This is a genomic window from Enterococcus hulanensis (genome assembly GCF_005405485.1).
Classification (GTDB): Bacteria; Bacillota; Bacilli; order Lactobacillales; family Enterococcaceae; genus Enterococcus_A; species Enterococcus_A hulanensis.
The window spans coordinates 98737-119761 of record NZ_BJED01000013.1; the positions used below are offsets into that span (position 1 = coordinate 98737).

General features: G+C 40.7%; 21 protein-coding genes. 19 read left to right on the forward strand and 2 right to left on the reverse strand.

From position 1 onward, the window contains the following. Positions 1–20 precede the first annotated feature (20 nt). The 18 genes from FFR60_RS14815 (at position 21) to FFR60_RS14900 (ending at position 17411) form a co-directional block, all read left to right on the forward strand. A complete protein-coding gene (locus tag FFR60_RS14815; protein WP_010745307.1) occupies positions 21–236 on the forward strand; it encodes a YdbC family protein in 216 nt (71 codons plus the stop codon). A gap of 34 nt (positions 237–270) precedes the next feature. Further along, positions 271–1155 (forward strand): YicC/YloC family endoribonuclease, encoded by an 885-nt coding sequence (locus FFR60_RS14820; RefSeq protein ID WP_137664756.1) that lies wholly within the window; start codon positions 271–273, stop codon positions 1153–1155. A gap of 111 nt (positions 1156–1266) precedes the next feature. Then, positions 1267–1881, forward strand: coding sequence for a guanylate kinase (gene gmk, locus FFR60_RS14825; RefSeq protein WP_088933651.1), 615 nt, complete (start codon positions 1267–1269; stop codon positions 1879–1881). 4 nt (positions 1882–1885) lie between these two features. Next, the gene (gene rpoZ, locus FFR60_RS14830; RefSeq protein WP_088933650.1) at positions 1886–2188 is read left to right on the forward strand and encodes a DNA-directed RNA polymerase subunit omega; all 303 of its coding nucleotides are present in this window, start codon (positions 1886–1888) and stop codon (positions 2186–2188) included. Between the two features lie 161 nt (positions 2189–2349). After that, positions 2350–4752 (forward strand): primosomal protein N', encoded by a 2403-nt coding sequence (gene priA, locus FFR60_RS14835; protein WP_137664757.1) that lies wholly within the window; start codon positions 2350–2352, stop codon positions 4750–4752. Between the two features lie 28 nt (positions 4753–4780). After that, a complete protein-coding gene (gene def, locus FFR60_RS14840; protein WP_088933648.1) occupies positions 4781–5272 on the forward strand; it encodes a peptide deformylase in 492 nt (163 codons plus the stop codon). Then, entirely contained in the window at positions 5265–6206 is a 942-nt protein-coding gene (gene fmt, locus FFR60_RS14845) for a methionyl-tRNA formyltransferase (RefSeq protein ID WP_137664758.1), read from the forward strand. Before def ends, fmt begins: the two co-directional genes overlap by 8 nt. Further along, the gene (gene rsmB, locus FFR60_RS14850; RefSeq protein ID WP_137664759.1) at positions 6207–7559 is read left to right on the forward strand and encodes a 16S rRNA (cytosine(967)-C(5))-methyltransferase RsmB; all 1353 of its coding nucleotides are present in this window, start codon (positions 6207–6209) and stop codon (positions 7557–7559) included. 21 nt (positions 7560–7580) lie between these two features. Beyond that, on the forward strand, positions 7581–8324 hold the full coding sequence (locus FFR60_RS14855; RefSeq protein ID WP_137664760.1) for a Stp1/IreP family PP2C-type Ser/Thr phosphatase: 744 nt from the start codon (positions 7581–7583) through the stop codon (positions 8322–8324). Then, a complete protein-coding gene (gene pknB, locus FFR60_RS14860; protein WP_137664761.1) occupies positions 8321–10477 on the forward strand; it encodes a Stk1 family PASTA domain-containing Ser/Thr kinase in 2157 nt (718 codons plus the stop codon). The genes FFR60_RS14855 and pknB overlap by 4 nt, the downstream gene beginning before the upstream one ends. 153 nt (positions 10478–10630) lie before the next feature. Then, positions 10631–11512 (forward strand): ribosome small subunit-dependent GTPase A, encoded by an 882-nt coding sequence (rsgA, locus tag FFR60_RS14865; protein ID WP_137664762.1) that lies wholly within the window; start codon positions 10631–10633, stop codon positions 11510–11512. Positions 11513–11581: 69 nt separating this feature from the next. Continuing rightward, positions 11582–12232 carry a ribulose-phosphate 3-epimerase gene (gene rpe, locus FFR60_RS14870; protein WP_137664763.1) on the forward strand — a complete coding sequence of 217 codons (651 nt, stop codon included), beginning with the start codon at positions 11582–11584 and terminating at the stop codon, positions 12230–12232. Continuing rightward, positions 12232–12870, forward strand: coding sequence for a thiamine diphosphokinase (locus tag FFR60_RS14875; protein WP_137664764.1), 639 nt, complete (start codon positions 12232–12234; stop codon positions 12868–12870). Before rpe ends, FFR60_RS14875 begins: the two co-directional genes overlap by 1 nt. A 159-nt stretch (positions 12871–13029) precedes the next feature. Further along, a complete protein-coding gene (gene mreC, locus FFR60_RS14880; protein WP_088933640.1) occupies positions 13030–13890 on the forward strand; it encodes a rod shape-determining protein MreC in 861 nt (286 codons plus the stop codon). Then, positions 13887–14417, forward strand: a complete 531-nt coding sequence (mreD, locus tag FFR60_RS14885; protein WP_137664765.1) for a rod shape-determining protein MreD — start codon at positions 13887–13889, stop codon at positions 14415–14417. Before mreC ends, mreD begins: the two co-directional genes overlap by 4 nt. 218 nt (positions 14418–14635) lie before the next feature. Continuing rightward, positions 14636–16048: a C40 family peptidase gene (locus FFR60_RS14890; RefSeq protein ID WP_137664766.1), complete on the forward strand. Its 1413-nt coding sequence runs from the start codon at positions 14636–14638 to the stop codon at positions 16046–16048. Between the two features lie 63 nt (positions 16049–16111). Next, the gene (locus tag FFR60_RS14895; protein ID WP_137664767.1) at positions 16112–16615 is read left to right on the forward strand and encodes a VanZ family protein; all 504 of its coding nucleotides are present in this window, start codon (positions 16112–16114) and stop codon (positions 16613–16615) included. Between the two features lie 73 nt (positions 16616–16688). Beyond that, entirely contained in the window at positions 16689–17411 is a 723-nt protein-coding gene (locus FFR60_RS14900) for a YebC/PmpR family DNA-binding transcriptional regulator (protein WP_137664768.1), read from the forward strand. A gap of 73 nt (positions 17412–17484) precedes the next feature. Here FFR60_RS14900 and FFR60_RS14905 read toward each other — a convergent pair whose 3' ends face one another. Next, on the reverse strand, positions 17485–18891 hold the full coding sequence (locus tag FFR60_RS14905; RefSeq protein ID WP_137664769.1) for a L,D-transpeptidase family protein: 1407 nt from the start codon (positions 18889–18891) through the stop codon (positions 17485–17487). Positions 18892–19100: 209 nt separating this feature from the next. Further along, positions 19101–20081 (reverse strand): L-lactate dehydrogenase, encoded by a 981-nt coding sequence (locus FFR60_RS14910; RefSeq protein ID WP_088933634.1) that lies wholly within the window; start codon positions 20079–20081, stop codon positions 19101–19103. A 354-nt stretch (positions 20082–20435) separates the two neighbouring features. Here FFR60_RS14910 and pth point away from each other — a divergent pair, with 354 nt between their 5' ends. Next, a complete protein-coding gene (gene pth / locus FFR60_RS14915; protein ID WP_137664770.1) occupies positions 20436–20993 on the forward strand; it encodes an aminoacyl-tRNA hydrolase in 558 nt (185 codons plus the stop codon). Positions 20994–21025: the final 32 nt, after the last annotated feature.

Here is a 21025-nt window from a genome sequence, read left to right on the forward strand (position 1 = left end):
AGAAACTAGGAGGAACTGCAATGGCAGAATTTAATTATGAAATCGTAGAAGAAATCGCGGTCTTATCAGAAAATCCTAAAGGCTGGCGCAAAGAATTGAATTTGGTAAGCTGGAATGAACGGCCGCCAAAATTTGATTTACGCGACTGGGCACCCGGACATGAAAAAATGGGTAAGGGTGTTACCTTAAGCAATGAAGAATTTGCTGTGCTGAAAGAAACGTTGAGCAAGATGTAGTAAGTGATTTTTTCAAAAGAAGGGAACAAACCAGATGAAAAGTATGACAGGCTATGGTCAGGCGTTCCAAGCGAACGAGGCCTATGAGCTAAATATCGAATTAAAAAGTGTTAACAATCGTTTCTTAGATTTGCAGATTCGAATGCCAAAAGAATTGAATCCGTTTGAAGCGCAGATTCGCAAAATTGCGAAAGAAAAAATCCAACGAGGCCGAGTAGATGTATTTATTAATTTGACACCATTAAAGAGCGGCAATAAAAAAGTTTCTGTTGATTGGGAGTTGTTGCAGCAATTAGTTGCAGAATTGCAAAATGGTGGCAAAGAACATTTTGGAATCGTTGATTTCCCCGTGGAACAAGTTTTGGTCAAAGCGATGGAACAGTCAGATTTTGTAACATTAGTCGATCAGCCGACTGAAGAAGAAACATTGGAAGAATTAGTTCAAACAGTTGCGAATGAAGCCTTCACCCAATTAGCGGCAAGTCGTGAACATGAAGGTACAGGGATTCAAAAAGTTCTAGTAGAATATGGCAGCAAAGTCCAAGCGTTAGTAAATGAGCTAAAAGGATTTGTAGCTGAGTATGAAGCAGACTTCCAGCAACGTTACCAAACAAAACTAGAAGAATATCTAGGAAATACGGTGGACCAAGACCGCCTGCTGACGGAATTAGCGATTTTATTGGAACGCGGCGACATCCATGAGGAACTGGACCGTTTGACGATCCATTTAGACAAACTGGCAAATCTTTTAAAAACTACAGAACCTGTTGGACGTGAACTGGATTTTCTATTGCAGGAAATGAATCGCGAAGTTAACACGATCGGCTCAAAATCAAGCCCGATTCAGATTAAAGATATTGTTGTTCAACTAAAAACGATCCTAGAAAAAATCCGTGAACAGATTCAAAATGTCGAATAGTTATGTGAAATTTCATAAGAAATAGGTGCCGGGTTCACGATACCTCTTGAAATATTCACAAAAAAAGTGCACAATAGGCGTTAGCTAAAAAGAGCATGAAAGGGCGTTAGTATGTCTGAACGAGGACTGTTGATTGTATTGTCGGGACCTTCCGGAGTAGGAAAAGGAACGGTCAGAAAAGCCATTTTTGAAAGAGACGATAATGAGTTCCAATACTCTGTCTCCATGACCACCCGTCCGATGCGGGAAGGGGAAGTTGACGGCGTCGATTATTATTTCCGTACGAAAGAAGAGTTTGAAGCAATGATCGAAGCGGGCGAGATGTTGGAATACGCTGAGTATGTCGGAAATTACTACGGCACCCCACTGACTTATGTAAATAAAACACTGGATGAAGGCAAGGACGTCTTTTTAGAGATCGAAGTCCAAGGTGCTCAACAAGTAAAAGAAAAAGTCCCTGATGGTGTCTTTATTTTTCTAACACCGCCAGATCTAGCGGAATTAAAGGCGCGGATCGTTGGACGAGGTACCGATAGCCCTGAAGTGATCGAGGAACGGATGCGAGTTGCACGCCAAGAAATCGAAATGATGGCGCTATATGATTATGCTGTCGTCAATGATCAAGTACCAAAAGCTGTTGATCGTATCAAAGATATCATCGTCAGTGAACATTACCGAGTTGACCGAGTGATTGGTAAATATATTAAAATGTTAAAGGAGATATAAGCTTATGATGTTAAAACCCTCAATTGATACGTTGTTAGACCATGTAAATTCAAAATATTCTTTAGTAATTTTAGCCAGCAAACGTGCACATGAATTAGATGCTGGGGCTCAACCAACTTTAGATTCATTTGAATCAGTTAAAAGTGTTGGCCAAGCGTTGGAAGAAATCGATGCAGGTGCTGTAATCAATGATCCTCATCCAGAAATCAAACGGGAACGTTTGAAAATGGAAGAAGAAGAACGTCACTTGCAACGTGAACGTGATCAGCGCGATTTAGAAGAACGGATTCGCAACGAACAAAACTAAGCGTAGAAAAATTTCTCGCGGATGAAACGTAAATGGGATTGTACCAAATACTTTTGGCGCAGTCCCTTCTTTTTGTGTCAAAGAATTATTTACATAATTTCATAAATTTAGACGGACCTACATAAAATTTAGTACACTATTTAGGAATGGAGGCGGAAAGAATGAAATTAGCACAAGTGATTGTGGATGTGCCGGCGATGCAGACGGATCAGCCATTTAGTTATTTGATCCCGCCTCAACTAGCGGTAGAAGTCGGGATGAGGGTAGAAGTCGGATTTGGATCGCGGCATGTTCAAGGCTTTGTCGTTGGCTTTGAACCAGCGCCTGAACCGTTGCCTGATAATTTGAAACCAATTATTCGAGTGCTGGATTTAACGCCTGTTTTAAATCAAGAGCTGTTGTCGTTGGCTGACTATATGAAGGAAACTACTTTTGCCTTTAAGGTAACTTGTTTGCAGACTATGCTTCCTAGCGTAATGAAAGCTGACTATCAAAAACGCTTGTATTACATTGGCGATGATCCAACTGTGCAAGAAAAATACTTTGGTGATGCTGATTCACTAACTTGGGAAGAAGCGGAAGCTAAGGGTTGGTTGAAGGAACTGGCTGTTTTACGCGATCAAGGCATTATCGAGTTGCGTTATGAAGTCCATACAAAAAATAAAATAAAAACTGAACGCTATATCAAACGAACTTTTGCACCAGAAAAATTAGCTGGATTAAAAGATGAGCTGCGCAAAAATTCATATAAGCAAGAACAGCTATTAGATTATTTAGCTATGCTTGCTGATGAAGCGCTGATTTCGGTCAAGCAAATGAAGGCGGAAGATTTCTCGCTAGCCAATTTGAATCAAGCAGAGAAAAAAGGCTGGTTGGAATTTGTTGCTGTTGAAAAATATCGGGACCCTTACGCTGAACGAGAAATCAAGCAGACTTCAGCGTTAGATTTGAATCCAGAACAGAAGATTGCGTATGAAGCGATCAGTCAAAAGAGCACGGCTAACGAGCATCAAGTTTTCCTGTTGGAAGGGATAACTGGCAGCGGTAAGACCGAAGTTTACCTGCAGGTTATTCACGATGTATTGGCAAATGGACAAACGGCCATGATGCTAGTACCAGAGATTTCTTTAACACCGCAGATGGCGACACGCTTTAAAGCGCGTTTTGGCAGTGAAGTGGCAGTCTTGCATAGTGGATTGTCACAAGGAGAGAAATACGATGAATGGCGTAAGTTAGAACGTGGTGAAGCTCATGTAGTGGTTGGAGCTCGCTCGGCTGTCTTTGCTCCGCTTGAAAATCTTGGTGTGATTATTATTGATGAAGAACATGAGACAAGCTATAAACAAGAAGAAACGCCGCGCTACCATGCTAGAGATTTAGCAATTTGGCGAGGAAAATATCATAACTGCCCAGTCGTTTTAGGGAGTGCCACACCTTCATTGGAATCACGTGCGCGAGGACAAAAAGGTGTCTACTGTTTATTGAAATTAACTGAACGAGCCAACGATCAAGCAAAATTACCATCAGTCGAGATTGTTGATATGCGTGAAGAAATGCAGCGACGTCTGAATTCATCTTTTTCTGAAGCATTAGAAGATAAATTAAGAGATCGTTTGGCTAAGGGCGAACAAAGTGTGCTTTTATTAAATCGTCGAGGATATTCTTCATTTGTTATGTGTCGCGATTGCGGGTTTGTTTTACCTTGTCCGAATTGTGATATTTCCTTAACCCTTCATATGGATACGAAGACGATGCGCTGCCACTATTGTGGTCATGAAGAAGGTATTCCTCATCGTTGTCCGAACTGTGGCAAAGATAAGATTCGCTACTTTGGAACAGGAACAGAAAAAGTTCAAGAAGAGTTGGAACAACTGATTCCGGAAGCCCGTGTATTGCGAATGGACGTTGATACGACTCGCCGCAAAGGGGCGCATGAAAAAATCTTAACGGCCTTTGGTGATAAAGAGGCGGATATCTTGTTAGGCACGCAAATGATCGCAAAAGGCTTGGATTTTCCGAATGTGACTTTAGTTGGGGTATTAAATGCGGACACAGCATTGAATTTACCCGACTTTCGTTCTAGTGAAAGAACGTTTCAACTGCTGACACAGGTCAGTGGTCGAGCAGGGCGCGGTGATAAAGCCGGTGAAGTAATTATCCAGACATTTAATCCAGAGCACTATACGATTCAATTAGCACAGCACCATGACTACGAAAGCTTTTTCCAGCAAGAGATGCGGATTCGGCATCAAACTGATTACCCGCCGTATTATTACACGGTCAAGGTGACAGTTTCCCATCAAGAAGAGATACGGGCAGCGCAAAAAGCCTTCCAGTTGGCTGAGCAAATACGGAAGCAATTAAGCCCTCAAAGTATTTTATTAGGACCGACACCTGGGGCAATATTGCGGATAAAGAATCGTTATTACTATCAACTAATCATTAAATATAAAAATGAACCAAAACTACAAGCGACCTTAGAAGATATTTTGCAGGTGAGTCAAAAAGATCAGCGGCAAGGCTTATTGATCGCCATTGACAACGAACCTATGTATTTTATTTAGGAAGCTACAATAAAGGAGGACGTAATTTATGCGTTACCCAATCATTATTCATCCTGACGAACGTCTATTAAAAAAAGCTGCACCGATCGAATACATTACTGATGAGATTGTTACTTTGTTAGATGATATGTATGAAACGATGATAGCTCATGACGGTATCGGACTTGCTGCTCCCCAAATTGGAAAAAATTTGCGAATCGCAGTCATCGAAGTTGAAGAAGGCGATCGTTTTGATTTTATCAATCCCGAGATCATTGAACGTAAGGGAACTAGTATCGATGTCGAAGGCTGCCTTTCGATTCCTGAAACTTATGGAACAGTCGAACGTGCTGACGAAGTAACTGTACGTTACTATGACAATGAAGGTTCAGAGATGGAAGTTACGGCTTATGGTTACTTAGCCCGTGCCTTTCAACATGAAATTGATCATTTAGATGGTAAGCTGTTTATCGATCAAGTGATCGATAAGATCGAACCGGAAGATTTAGAACGTTATATGGAGGAACATGCCGATGACTAAAATTGTATTTATGGGTACCCCGGCCTTTTCAGTGCCGATTTTAGAAAGTTTGATTGAAGCAGGCTATGATGTCGCTGCTGTTGTTACCCAACCAGATCGCCCTGTTGGACGGAAGAAAATCATTACCCCTACCCCCGTGAAAGAAGCTGCATTGCAGCACGACTTGCTGGTTTTACAACCAGAAAAAATCAGCGGTTCACCAGAAATGGAAAAAATCAAAGAGCTGGCGCCAGACCTATTAATCACTGCGGCTTTTGGCCAATTTCTGCCAGAAAAATTATTGCAGGTTCCTAAACTAGGCGCAATCAATGTTCATGCTTCGCTATTACCAAAATATCGTGGCGGAGCACCTGTTCATTACGCTATTATGGACGGTGAAAAAGAAACAGGTGTGACTATCATGGAGATGATCAAGAAAATGGATGCTGGCGGTATCTTCAGCCAACAAAAAATCGCGATCACTAAACAAGACGACGTTGGAACGATGTTTGAAAAATTAAGCCAAGTTGGTAAAGACCTATTATTGGAAACATTGCCTAAAATAATCTCCGGCGAATTAAAGCCAACACCGCAAGATGAAGAACAAGCCACCTTCTCGCCAAATATCAGTCGTGAGCAAGAAGCGATTGACTGGCAGAAAACAGCTGAGGAAGTTGATAATCAAGTTCGCGGGATGCATCCTTGGCCGGTAGCTTTTACAACATATGACGGCGTTCGTTGGAAAATTTTTCACACGACACCGTTGGAAGAGATGACAACAGCGGAACCTGGAACGATTGTAGCTCGCACGAAAAAAGCCCTGCACATTGCTTGTGGGAATGGCACTGTGTTAGCGTTAGATGAACTGCAGCCAGCTGGCAAGGCTAAACAAACGATCCAAGCCTTTCTAAATGGCAGTGGTCAAGCGGTTGCTGAAGGACAGCAGGTGGGCTAAATGGCAAAAATTCCAAAGAAACTATTACATTCGGTTCGTTTTACCGCACTTGAAGCAATTGAACGGATCAATCGCGGCGGAGCCTATTCAAATTTATTATTAAATGAGTTAATCCAAAAAAATAAAGTTGATGGTAAAGATACCGCTCTATTAACAGAGCTTGTTTACGGAACGATCAGCCGCCAACTTTTATTGGCATATGATATTGAGCCTTTTATCAAAAAAGCCAAAAAGGTTGATCCATGGGTTAAAAGTTTATTGCAGTTATCTGTTTATCAGATGCTCTATTTAGATCGGGTTCCTGACCATGCTATCATCAATGAAGCTGTTGAAATTGCTAAAGCTAAAGGCAATCCGGGAACTGGAAAGTTTGTCAATGGCGTATTGCGTTCAATACAGCGTGAAGGAATTCCCTCTTTGGATTTGATAAAAGATCCGATCGAACGTTTGGCAACAGAAATTAGTTTGCCGAGATTTTTAACTGAAAAGTTTGTCACCGAAATCGGTGTAGAGGAAACACGTAAGCTGGGATTATCCTTATTGGAGCCTAGCCGTGTTAGTGCACGAATTGATTTGCGCTTTTTGACACGTGCAGAGGCCATCGAAGCGTTGGAAGAAGACGGGATCGAAGCTCGTATCAGTGAACTTACTCCGTATGGTATTATAGCTGATAGAGGTTTTTTAGCTGGCAGTGAACTATTTCAAAATGGTTGGTTGACGATTCAAGATGAAAGTTCAATGTTAGTTGCTCAAGCTTTGCAAATAGAGCCAGGACAAAAAGTTTTAGATGCGTGTGCTGCTCCTGGCGGCAAAACGACACACATTGCTTCTTTGCTGCAAGATGAAGGATCAGTAACAGCGTTAGATATTCATGATCATAAGTTGAAGTTAGTTCGCGAAAATGCGGAACGGTTACGAGTGACAGATACCGTGGTAACGAAAAAAATGGACGCTCGTGAAGCAGCCAAAAATTTTGCACCAGAAAGTTTTGACCGAATCCTAGTTGACGCTCCATGTTCAGGGTTAGGACTAATGCGGCGAAAACCGGATATTAAATACCAGAAAAAGCCGCAAGATTTTATTCAATTACCCGAAATTCAGCTAGAAATTTTAAAGAATTGCGCTCCCACGTTGAAATCTGGTGGAATTATGGTATACAGTACATGTACGATTGCCAAGGAAGAAAATCAACAGGTAGTAGCAGAATTTTTAGCGGCACACCCTGAATTTGAAAAAATTGAACTAGATTTAGAAATGAAATTACAGCCGGCGATTCATGAGCAAATGTTGGTTTTATACCCAGAGATGTTTATGACGGATGGCTTCTTTATTTGTGCAATGCGAAAAAAATAGATAAATGAGGTGGACAAAAAGATGGAGATTCAATTTCAATCAGACATCGGTAAGCGGCGCAACATGAATCAAGATTATGCAAATGTTTTTACTAATCAAGCAGGTATGTATTTGGCTATATTAGCCGATGGCATGGGAGGTCATTTAGCTGGCGATGTAGCTAGTAAGATGGCTGTTGACGGTTTAGGTGCTGCTTGGTCGACCTCGACTATCGCAAAGCCGGAAGAAGCTACCCAATGGTTTTCAGAAGAGATTCAAAAGGTCAATGAAGCGATTTATCAAGAAGGAATCGCTCATCCGGAGATGCAGGGAATGGGCACAACGATCGTCAGTACTGCTTTGCTAGATGAAAAGTTTGTCTTGGCTCATGTAGGTGATAGTCGTGCTTATTTAATCCAAAATAAACAATTACAACAATTGACGGATGATCATTCATTAGTGAATGAATTATTGAAATCCGGGGAAATCACAAAAGAGATGGCAGCGATCCATCCGCAAAAAAATGTATTAACTCGTTCAGTGGGAATTGCAGGAACGATCAAAATCGATGTCTCGGAACATGAATGTCATCAGAATGATTATTTGCTTTTATGTTCGGATGGATTGACAAATATGGTAAGTGAAGAAAATATCCTAGCGATTGTGGAAAGCGATCAAACTTTGGAAGAAAAGGCTAAGCAATTGATCAACGCAGCAAATGATGCTGGTGGTGCGGATAATATCACTGTCTTGTTGATTCATTTTGAAGGGGAGGCTCGTCCATGATTGAAATAGGCAAGTTGGTCAATGGACGATATAAAATCATCGCCAATATCGGCAGCGGCGGTATGGCTAACGTCTTTTTGGCCCACGATTTAATTTTGGATCGTGATGTTGCCATCAAAATATTACGTTTCGACTTTCAAAATGATCAAACTGCGATCCGCCGTTTCCAGCGAGAAGCATTGGCCGCTACTGAAATGGTTCACCCTAATATCGTTGGAGTTTACGATGTGGATGAAGAAAGCGGTATGCAGTATTTGGTTATGGAATATGTGAAGGGAATGGATCTGAAACGCTATATCCAAACGCGTTCCCCAATCCCTTACGGAAAAATTGTGGATATTATGGATCAAATTTTATCTGCAGTAAGTTTGGCTCATGCTCATGGCATCATTCACCGTGACTTGAAGCCGCAAAATATTTTGATGGATCAGGCAGGCGTGGTAAAAATCACCGACTTCGGAATTGCGATCGCCTTATCTGAAACTTCTCTGACCCAAACAAATTCTATGCTAGGTTCTGTACATTATCTGTCACCTGAACAGGCTCGTGGCAGCATGGCAACCAAGCAATCAGATATCTATGCTTTAGGGATCATTCTTTATGAAATGATCACCGGCAGCGTCCCTTTTGATGGTGAGTCTGCTGTGACGATTGCGCTAAAACATTTTCAAGACGAAATGCCGTCAGTAAAAGGTTTTGACCCAGAAGTTCCGCAATCGTTAGAAAACATTGTTATGCATGCTACTGCGAAAGAACCGGCTGATCGCTATAGAACAGCAGATGAAATGGCGGCAGATCTGGCAACAGCATTGTCGCCAGAGCGTGCAAATGAATTACCGTGGCGTCCAACAGCCATGTTAGATGAAACCAAAGTGCTGACCCCAATCCAGCCTGAAGACATTCCAGTTGAGAAACCGCAAGAAGAACCTCCAGTTTCTGAGGAGAAGCCAAAGAAGAAAAGAGGCAAGAAGCGTTTTATTGCTATTTTCTTGTTATTGATGCTGGCAATCGGTGGAGTAGCGGGCTATCTTCTGACTAGGGCAGCGGAGGTCTCAATCCCGCAAGTCGAGGATATGACGGAAGCGGAAGCGCGAACAGCACTAGAAGATGCAAACTTGACGGTAGATAGTAAAACAGATGAAGTGGCAAGCGACACGATAAAAAAAGGACGAGTAGTTAAAACGAATCCTGTTGCGGGAACTATGATCAAAAAGAGCCGACCTGTACGTCTGTACATCAGCTCTGGCACTAAAAAAGTAGCCTTGAAAGATTATGAGGGCGACTCGCTAGAAGATGCGAAAGAAGAATTGAAAGAAATCGGGTTTTTAGAGAAGAATATTCGTATCAAGAAGGTCAACGATGAGTCGGCTCCCGTAGATCAGATTTTAACCCAAAATCCGAAGGCGGGTACAAGGGTTGATCCGGAAGAAGATGAGATTACTCTCGAAGTTTCAGATGGACCGAAGACGTATAAAATCGATGATTATTCTCAGATGACCTATGCGGAAGCAGAAGCCAAGTTATTACAGCTAGGTATCACAATAAATCAGATTAAACGGGTGGACGAATCAAGTGAGACTATCCCATCCGAAGAAGTTATCAGCCAAGATCCAGTCAGCGGAACTGCTTTAACTTCAAAAGACACGATTACGCTAAAAGTCAGCTCTGGTTCAAGCTATGTCAAACTGGATGATCTAAGCGGTCAAGATAAAGCAGCGGCAGAAAGCAAACTCTCTGAATTAGGATTAAATTACACAGAGCAGGAAGAATTTTCTGATGATGTAGCAGAGGGCAAAGTTATTCGGACAGACCCTGGTGCAGGTTCAACATCATTAAAAGCCGGGGATACTGTAACTGTATACATTTCCAAGGGGCCTGAAAATAAAGAGAATACGTTTGACGTGACGATCGCCGCTAAGTTCACTGGAACTGATGGTCAGCAAGATACGATCACAGTAATGTTGAAAGATGCGAAAAATACGAATTCAACGCAAGTCTTGAATTTTAAGTTAGATAAAAATACTCCTTCAACAGCGCAGACCGTTTCTGTAACAATTTCCGAGGGCGGCTCTGCTACTATCGAGGTTCAACGTAATGGAAAACAGGCAGTTACTAAGTCTGTTCAAAAGGCCGAAACGATTACTGTACCATAGAAAAAACCTTTCCTGATTTTTCAGGAAAGGTTTTTTAGGTCATTTGTACTGTAATTGGTTTTGAAGTATGCTACAATAAGACTGAATTTATGGACTTTTTTTTAGTTATTAGAGTAGCAGAGAGATTCTAATTGTTTGATACGAAAAAAGGAGATGAGACGGATCAAGGGACAGATTCGTAAGGCCTTAAGTGGTTTTTATTATGTTGCAAGTGAAGGAAAGATTCATCAGACTCGTGCACGAGGGAATTTTCGTAAAAAGAAATTGACACCTTTAGTTGGAGATGAAGTGGTTTTTAGCAGCGAAGAAAATAGTGAGGGGTATATACTTGAACTATTGCCGCGAAAAAATGAATTGGTTCGTCCGCCGGTCGCTAATGTTGATCAAGGCGTGATTGTAACGAGTTTGGTTGAGCCTAATTTTTCTTACAACTTATTGGATCGCTTTTTAGTGACGCTGGAAAATAAATACATCCATCCAATTATTTATTTGTCCAAAACGGATTTGGTCGCTGATCAAGCATTGGTGGAAGAAATCCGCTCAGTTTATGAAACTCTTGGTTATCCGGTTATTGATGGCGAACAGGACAAACAAAAATTAACGGATTTATTTGCAGATAAATTAACTGTCTTCATGGGACAGTCGGGAGCTGGCAAGTCGACACTGTTGAATGACGTATCGCCAGATTTAAATTTAGAAACTGGCGAAATTTCTGATGCACTAGGACGAGGTCGGCACACCACACGCCATGTCGAATTATTAAATTTGTTTGGTGGTTTGGTCGCAGATACACCTGGATTTAGTTCAATTGACTTCTTAGAAATATCTGCAGAAGAGTTGCCAAAAGAATTTCCTGATTTTCGTGCCGCAGCACCTGAATGTCGTTTTCGTGAGTGTCGTCATGTAAAAGAGCCAGGCTGTGAAGTGAAGCATCGTTTAGAAAAAGGCGAGATCGCTCAAACACGCTACGACAATTACTTGCAGTTTTTACAAGAAATTGAAAAACGCCGGCCTATTTATAAAAAAAATAAATGATCTGTTTTATTTTTAACCGGAAGTAAGGTTTGAAAATAAATACATTAAAATGAAAAAGGAGTACAGACTATGAAAATTGCACCATCGATTTTAAGTGCAGATTTTGCACGCCTAGGCGAAGAAGTGAAAATGGTAGAGGATGCAGGTGTTGATTACATTCATATTGATGTGATGGATGGAAACTTTGTTCCGAATATTTCTTTTGGTCAAGTAGTGGTAAGTGCATTGCGCCCAGTTACTAAACTGCCTTTGGATGTTCATTTGATGATCGCCAATCCGGAAAATTATATTAATGATTTTGCTAAGGCGGGGGCTGATATCATTATGGCCCATGTAGAAGCGACACCGCATATTCACCGTGTCGTTCAAATGATCAAAGCTGCAGGTGTAAAACCGGGTGTGGTGTTAAATCCAGGAACCCCAGTTGAAGCAATCAAATATGTTTTAGACGATGTCGATCAAATTTTGGTGATGACAGTTAATCCAGGTTTTGGTGGACAATCATTTATTGAAAGTACTGTCGAAAAAATTGCAGAACTAGATCGTTTACGAAAAGAACATGGTTATCACTATGAAATCGAAGTAGATGGCGGGATTCAACCGGAATCAGCTAAAAAATGCGCAGCTGCAGGTGCGGATGTTTTTGTTGCTGGTTCATATATCTATGACGCAGAAAATCCGCAAGAAAAAATCAATGCATTGCGGGCAGCTATTGACTAATGAAGATTTTACTTGTTGCAGGCGGTGATCCTAATCACTGGCCTGCTTTTTCACAGGATTTTACTAAAATCATCGGGATTGATCGAGGCAATCTATTCCTTTTGCGTCGAGGAATCGTACCTGATCTGGCAATCGGCGATTTTGATTCATTGAACGAGGATGAAAGAAAAGAAGTATTCGCTGGTGTAGGTGAAGTGTTGACTTCTCCAGCGGAAAAAGATGATACGGATACACAACTAGCGTTGGTTAAGACTTTCGAACGTTATCCTGAAGCAGAAGTGACTTTAATCGGAGCAACTGGTGGTCGTTTAGATCATTTGTTAGCAAATTTATGGTTAGGTGTTGAACCGCGCTTCTCTCCATTTATTTCTCAAATTAAAATTGCGGACCAAGGAAATGTTGTGAGCTATATTGCTCCCGGAAGTCATCAGATTGCTAAAATAGCGAGTATGAAATATTTGGCCTTCTGCTGTTTGACGCCAGTTAGAAAATTGTCATTGAAGAATGTAAAATATGAACTTTCGAAGGTTGATTTTTTACAGCCTACTAGCTTGGCAAGCAATGAATTTTTGACTGGGCAGGCTGAGGTTAGTTTTTCGGAAGGTTTGATCGCTGTGATCCAAAGCCGAGATGTTTAAATTGGGTAGTTAAGAATCGTTTTTTTTGAAACGAATCTGCTACTCATTTTTTTATTTATAAGAGATACTAAAATTCTTTAAAATCAACCGCCCATGCTTTTTAATCCTTGAGTTTAGTGGTAAAATTCATTCTATATTATAGCGTTCAGAGGTGCCTAAGTGAGAAAGTTTAATCCAAATAAGAATATTATTATTATATTAATTGTTGTTATTATTGTTGTGGCAACTGTCTCGATTACCGCAGCAAATCGTGCGAAAGACAGTGACACGAACATTGTTCAATCAGCTGTGAATGACACTATCAGTGTTGTTGATAAGGTAATTACTGCACCAGGACGTTGGCTAAGCGGCGGTGTTCAATCGGTTTCTAACTTGATTAACACCTACGACGAAAATCAAAAATTGAAGAGTGAAGTTGATCAATACGATGAAGTGAAGCAGCAAACGAAGAATCAAGCACAAGAAATCGAGCGCTTAAAAGATGAACTTGAGTTGAATCAAACCTTGACCAGTTATGAAAAGGTTACGGCAAATGTTATCACGCGTTCACCGGATACGTGGCAGGATATGCTGATTGTTGATAAAGGCAGCAGTGATGGTGTTGAAGGGAATATGGCGGTTATGTCTCAAAAAGGTCTGATCGGGCGGGTGATGGAAGTGAATGCTCATTCATCCAAGGTTCAATTATTAACTTCAGATAATAAAAGTAGTAATCATTTTCCTGTAAAAATAAGTTCAGCTAAAGGCAATTCTTTTGGTGTTTTGAATAAATACGATGTAAAAGAGCAGCAATTGATTGCTTCTGAAATTACTGAAGGGCAAGACATCAAAGAAGGCGATGTGGTCCAAACTTCCGGACTTGGGGGGAATTCTCCAGCGGATTTGGCTATCGGGACGGTCGTCAAGGTCAAACCCGACAGCAATGGATTGAATCAAGAAGTTTACATCAAGCCCTATGCGCAAATGTATGATATTTCAGTCGTAACGATTATCCAAAGAATGGCGGGAGCGACCGAATGATTAGACGGACAACCTTAAAATACATTACCCCTGGTTTATTGTTTTTATTATTTTTGCTGGATGCCCATGTGACTCGCATCATTGCGTCTCTAACCGATAATGTTTATGTAGCGAACGCGCATTTGGCGCTGCTGGTGCTGATGATTATCTCCAGAGTGGTCAATGAGCGGTTCCTGTTAGGAACATCTTTGGTTTTGGGAATTCTATACGATTTATATTATATCGGTGTGATCGGAATCTATGCTGTGATTTTTCCGCTATTAGTTATGTTGCTTTATTTCTTCAAGAAAACGATTCAGCAAAATGTTTTGACGCTCTTTTTTACAGTCGTAATCAGTGTGACGCTCTTTGAGTTGATCAGCCTGTTACTGCAATCTGTTTTTGGTCTGACTGGGGTCAGCAGCGACTTTTTTGTACCGCGATATTTAGGTCCAACGCTGCTTTTAAATATTCTAACCTTCGTTATTTTAATTTTCCCATTAGAGAAAGTTTTGATCGGTCCGCCAGAAGAAGAACTTGGCATATAAAGGATATCTGCAGCTATTTAAATGAACGAAAAAAACAGAAGAATTTTTCTTCTGTTTTTTTGTGGACTGGATTTGTAACTAAAAAATAGTGAAATGAAATGTTTTTGTAACAAAGCTATTATACGGATGACACACAGCTATGGTAAACTCATGGATGTGTTAGAAAAAAAGTCTAATTAAATTCAAAATAAAAGATTAAGTAGTCGGAGGACATTAGAGTGAAAAAAAGTTTGTTATCAGCATTAATGGTATGTTCAGTAACATTAAGCGCATTAGCAGCTCCAGCCGCAGCTTCTGCCGATGAATTTGATAGTAAAATTGCTGACCAAGACGCAAAAATTTCAAGTTTACAAAACCAACAAACTGATGCACAATCACAAATCAGTGCATTAGAAGGCGAAGTTGCTTCAATTAATGATAAAGCACAAGGATTATTAAATGAACAAGCAGCATTGAGACAAGAATCTCAAGAATTGCAAAAACAAATCGAAACATTGAAAAAACGTATCGAAAAACGTTCAGAAGCAATCAAAGAGCAAGCGCGTAATGTACAAGTAAAACAATCATCAGCTAATGTTATTGATGTAGTATTGAATGCTGAGTCATTTACAGATGCTGTCAGCCGTGTTCAAGCAATGACAACGATCGTTAAAGCGAACAATGATTTAGTTGAACAACAAAAAGCTGACAAAGCTGAAGTTGAGAAAAAACAAACTGAAAATCAAAAACAACAAGAACAAATCACTGCTAACCAAGCAACATTGGAAAGCCAAAAAGGTGATTTAATTACTAAACAAGCAGATTTAAATGTTCAAACAACGACATTGGCTGCTGAGCAAGCAACGGTTGAAAGCGAAAAAGCTAGCTTGAAAGAAAAACAAGAAGCTGCAATCAAAGAACAAGAACGTGTTCAAGAAGAAGCTCGCAAGGCTGCAGAAGCACAAGAAGCTGCTCAAAAAGCAGAAGCAGACCGTAAAGCACAAGCTGATGCAGATGCGAAAGCAGAAGCAGATCGTAAAGCACAAGAAGAAGCTGCTGCTGCAAGCACTACTACGACTGAAAGCTCAACAGTTGAGTCTTCATCTACAGTAGAATCTTCATCAACTGAAGAACAAACACAAACAGGTGCAACTGAATCGTCTTCAACAGACTCAACTAGCGAAGATAATTTCCAAGGCGGCGGAGCAACTCCGACACCAGCACCAACGACTCCATCAACACCGGAGACACCTGCTGTACCTGAAACTCCAGCACCGACACCAGCTCCAGCACCATCTGGAAATACTGGCGGAGTAGTAGCTGAAGCGATGAAATATATCGGCACACCTTATGTATGGGGCGGAAAAACACCTGCAGGATTTGACTGCTCAGGCTTCACTTCATATGTGTATCGTCAAGCAACTGGTCGTGAAATCGGCGGATGGACTGTTCCTCAAGAATCAGCTGGAACACGCATCTCTGTTGATCAAGCACAAGCTGGTGACTTATACTTCTGGGGTAGCCCTGGTGGTTCATATCACGTAGCAATCGCAATGGGCGGCGGACAATACATCCACGCACCACAACCTGGCGAAACAGTTACTGTAAGTTCTGTAAGTTACTACGCACCAAGCTTTGCAGTTCGTATGTAATCAAATTTAATCAATCATGACCGGTACGAATTTCGTACCGGTTTTTTTAATGGAGGAAATGCAATGCAGAAACAATTGAAAAATGGCAACTTCTATTTGGGTCTGGCGGTTGTTATGATGCTGGTCTTATTCATTAGTTCTTCAATGACCTATCAGCAGCAAAGTCAAGTTTCATTAATTGAAAAAATATTGGCAAATGAACCGCTGAAAGATTTCTTTAGTCGAATTTCATTTAACTATGCTGGTAGTGAAGTAAGTATAGCTGCAAAAGGCTATGTTAAATTTGTCGAATTCTTTATTCGGAAAGCCGCTCATTTTATGACTTATTTTATTTTAGGCGGCAGCCTATACTTAGGATTATTACCCAAATTGAAACAGAAATCATCGGTCTTAGGTCTGTTTTTCGCTTGGCTAGCTGCAACTGGTTATGCGGCTACTGATGAATTCCACCAAATGTTGACTGGTGGACGGACCCCATTATTTCAAGATGTGATGCTAGATTCGTGTGGAGCATTGACAGCCTGTTTGATTATTATCGCTTATCGAACTATTCTTAAAAAGCGTTGATAGGGATAATTCTTGACGAAAAATGTTTTCGGATGGACAATGAAAGAGATCAAAAATATTGGAGGAATGTACCATGTCAGGACATAGTAAGTGGCACAATATTCAAGGACGTAAAAACGCCCAAGATGCGAAACGAGGAAAAATCTTTCAAAAGATGTCGCGTGAAATTTATATGGCAGCTAAAGCTGGTGGTCCTGACCCGAGTACGAATCCTGCATTGCGTTTAGTAATTGATAAAGCTAAATCAGCCAATATGCCAAATGATAATGTCGATCGAGCGATCAAAAAAGCGACTTCGGCAGGTGAGGGTGAACATTACGATGAAATTACTTATGAAGGATATGGACCTGGCGGCGCAGCAATTTTAGTTCACGCGTTGACTGATAACCGAAATCGAACAGCGACAAATGTTCGTGTGGCCTTTACTCGGAATGGCGGAAATTTAGGCGAGACCGGCTCGGTCAATTATATGTTTGATCGAAAAGGTTATATCGCTATCGAACGTGAGAACTTGACGGTGGACGAGGATACGATGTTTGAAGATGTGCTGGAGGCGGGCGCAGAGGACATGGAGATTCTGCAGGAAGTTTTTGAAATCTATACTGCCGCTGAAGATTTTACGAGTGTGCGGGATCAACTGGAGGCCGATGGATTCACGTTAGCACAAGCAGAATTAACCATGATTCCGCAAACAACGGTTCACTTGGATGAAGAGCAGCAAGAGAAGCTGGATCGTTTAGTGGAGAAATTGGAAGATGATGATGATGTATCTGAAGTGTTTACCTCCGCAGAATAGAATATGAAGTTAAAAACTAACTTGTAGAGCAAACAAAAAAACCAGCGAAATTTTCGCTGGTTTTTACTTTACTTTAAAAGACTAATACAGGAGTTCCGACTTCAACCATATCAAAGAGTTGAGCCATTACAGCTGGTGGTGTATTCACACAACCATGAGAGCCGCGGGTTTTCCAAAGCTCGCCGCCGTATTCAGGCTGCCAGTCAGAATCGTGAAGTCCGACGCCGGTCCAATCGATTGGCATCCAATATTTAACAGGACTTGCATAATCTGATCCGTCGTCATTTTTTCCTTTTAAGGTCTTGTTAGTTTCTTTCGACCACACATAATTGACCCCTGGAGGAGTTGGTGAACTTGGTTTTCCGCTGACGATATCGGTTTCTAAAGCCACTTTACCATCTTTGTAATACCACATATGTTGATTTTGCAGATCTACTTCAATATAGGTTTTATCTATTAATGGTTTGTCCGCGGTCGTTGCACCGGTAACAACTGGTGAACGCGTGAAGTCTTTACCCTCTAAAATTTGTTTTGTTAAAGCTTCAACTTCTGCGGAAGTATCAATTGTCCAACTGTAAGTACCGGCTGGCACTGAAACTTTACCGCGACGAGTACTGTTGAATTCCGTCGGTTTTGAACTTGTATTGTATTTTTCGCCTAAACTTGTTACGTAAGCAGTTACTTTCTCTTTATCAAGAGTCATCGTGCCATTTTCATCCACTAACCAGCTATTGATATCAGCTGAAGGAATTTGGAAATTTTCGCCATTAATGCTGTAGTTCGCTTTGATTTTTGCGACAGCATTCATTTTATCCATGGTCTTTTTCAAATCCGCATCATCTTTGGTGATGGTTGGTTTAGCTAGATAGTCATCAAAGTCAATCGTATGTTTGCCGTTTTGGGCTGCTTCTTTAAACGCAGTTACGGCAGCATCAACATCAATCGTATTTCCTTGTTTTTCAGGTGTAATCTCAAAACCATCATCTGTTCGAGCAACTTTCGCATTTTCTGTTGCTGTTCGGGTTGTGTTGGTTTGAGTCAATTCTGCACGAACTGCCTCTCCGACAGCGTTCAATTTGTTTTCGTCTAACGTATTACCGTCGACATCTTTTGTATCTGCTGCTGAAACTAATTGCATCCCCCAGCTAAATGGGTTTTGCTTTTTCTGTAGTTCTTTTAAGCCCGGCAGGTAGTCATTTTGCCAGCCTAGATCTTTGCGATTGATCTCTTTCCAATTTTCGTTGTCGATTTTTATTAGGAAGGGTGAATCTGTCAGCTCACGAGTAATCTTTCGGTTTGCTTCGCTCACCGTTAAATTATTGATCTTCACTCCGTTTACCACTGTATTTGGAAGAAACCTTTGAGCATAATATGTACTGCGAACAGCGTATCCGCCAATTAAAACTACCAATAAACCTAATACAATAATCACACCGATTCGCGTTCGGCTACGAGAATTTCTTTTTTCATTTCTTGTCATCGAAATAACTCCTCATTGCATTTCCTTTTATTTGGTCTTCATTCATTATCGAAGTATTCTACCAAAAGAGTAATCGATTATTAAAATGATATACCGAATACAAATATACCACAGAATAGCTAAAATACGAGTGATCTGCCTTGAAATGTTAGCAAATATTAAAAAAAGCCGCAAAGAATATTCATATTCTTTACGACTTAAAAAGTTTTTTATTTTCCTTCCGCTTCAAGATCAGCGAAAGCTTTGTCCATAACTTCTTTAAGTTGTTTAGCAGAAGCATCCATACGATCTTTTTCAGCATCAGATAATGGAATTTCAATGATGTTTTGGATTCCTTTAGCATTAACAACTGCTGGGGCACCGATGTAGATATCATTTTGTCCATATTGACCTTCTAAGTAAACAGATAATGGGAATACTGCACTTTCATCATTTAGGATCGCACGAGTGATACGAGCTAGGGCAACAGCGATACCATAGAAGGTTGCGCCTTTTTTCTCGATAATTTCATAAGCAGCATCACGGACACCGAAGAATAGGTTTACTAAAGCTTCTTCATCAACTTCTGGATTGTCTTTGACCCATTCGTAAATTTGTAAACCAGCAACGTTAGCATGTGACCAAACTGGAAACTCTGAGTCGCCATGTTCGCCTAAGATGTAAGCATGGACGTTACGAGCATCAACGTTGACTAATTCAGCGATTGCTTGACGGAAACGTGCTGTATCTAAAGAAGTTCCAGAACCAATTACGCGTTCTTTAGGGAAGCCAGAGAATTTCCATGTAGAGTAAGTTAAGATATCTACAGGGTTTGCGGCTACTAAAAAGATACCGTCAAAGCCAGATGCCACAACTTGTTCTACGATACTTTTGTTGATGCGCAGGTTTTTACCGACTAAATCTAGACGAGTTTCGCCTGGCTTTTGCGGAGCACCAGCAGTGATGACAACTAGGTCAGCATCGTGACAGTCTTCATAAGAAGCAGAATAAATTTTCTTAGGGGATGTAAAGGCTAATGCGTGTGATAAATCAATGGCATCTCCTTGTGTACGGTTGCTATCGATATCGATAATACCGATTTCTTGAGCGATATTTTGATTGACTAAAGCAAAGGCATAACTTGAACCTACTGCGCCGTCTCCGATTAACATTACTTTTTGATGGGTTTTACTAGCTGCTGTTGCAGTCATGTGTACCAATCCCTTCTTCTATTTGTTTTTCAGTGGAATGATAACACTAATTAATGAAACTTGTCACGTATTTTACTCATTAATAATACAGTTATTTTTGCTGTTTCAGAAGAAAACGCTTCATGTCTTGATAGCTTGGGAGACTGATACTATAAACTTTTTTCAAAAATAACAGAATCTTTAGAGAGTCTTAAAGCACTGAAAACGGTCACTACAGGATAGTTTGTGTTATACTGTATAAAGAAATTTTTGGACTGGGTAGTCATTTGACTATCCAGCATTTTGTCATGCAAATGAAAATCAGTAAAATTTAAATATAAACAGATTTTAACTAAAAGAACGAGGCGGAATAGTATGAAAATGATCGTAGGGTTGGGAAACCCAGGGAAGAAATATGAAAATACAAAACACAACGTTGGTTTTATGGTTGTGGATCAGTTAGCGAAGGAACATGGAGCTGTTTTCAAAAAGAATACGTTTGAAGCGGAAGTGGCGGATTATTTCGTTAATGGTGAAAAAATTTTATTAGTAAAACCGCTGACTTTTATGAATGAGTCTGGACGAGCAGTAGGTCCGTTGATGACCTATTTCGGCGTTTATTTAGAAGAACTAGTAGTGATCGTCGATGACTTAGATATGGAGCTTGGTAAACTACGTTTGCGCCAAAAAGGCAGTGCCGGAGGACATAATGGCTTGAAAAGTATTATTTCCCATATCGGGACACAGGATTTTAACCGAATTAAAATCGGTATCGGGCGGCCAAACGGAAAAACCGTTGTGAATCATGTATTAAGCACCTTTGCTAAAGAAGATACAGCAATTATTGCAAATAGCGTCGCGCGTGCCGCTGAAGCTGCGGATGATTTTGTTTCAGGCAAGGATTTCTTGCAGACAATGAATCGATTTAATTAAGGCACAAATAAACGAGCTGAGTTTAACAGGCT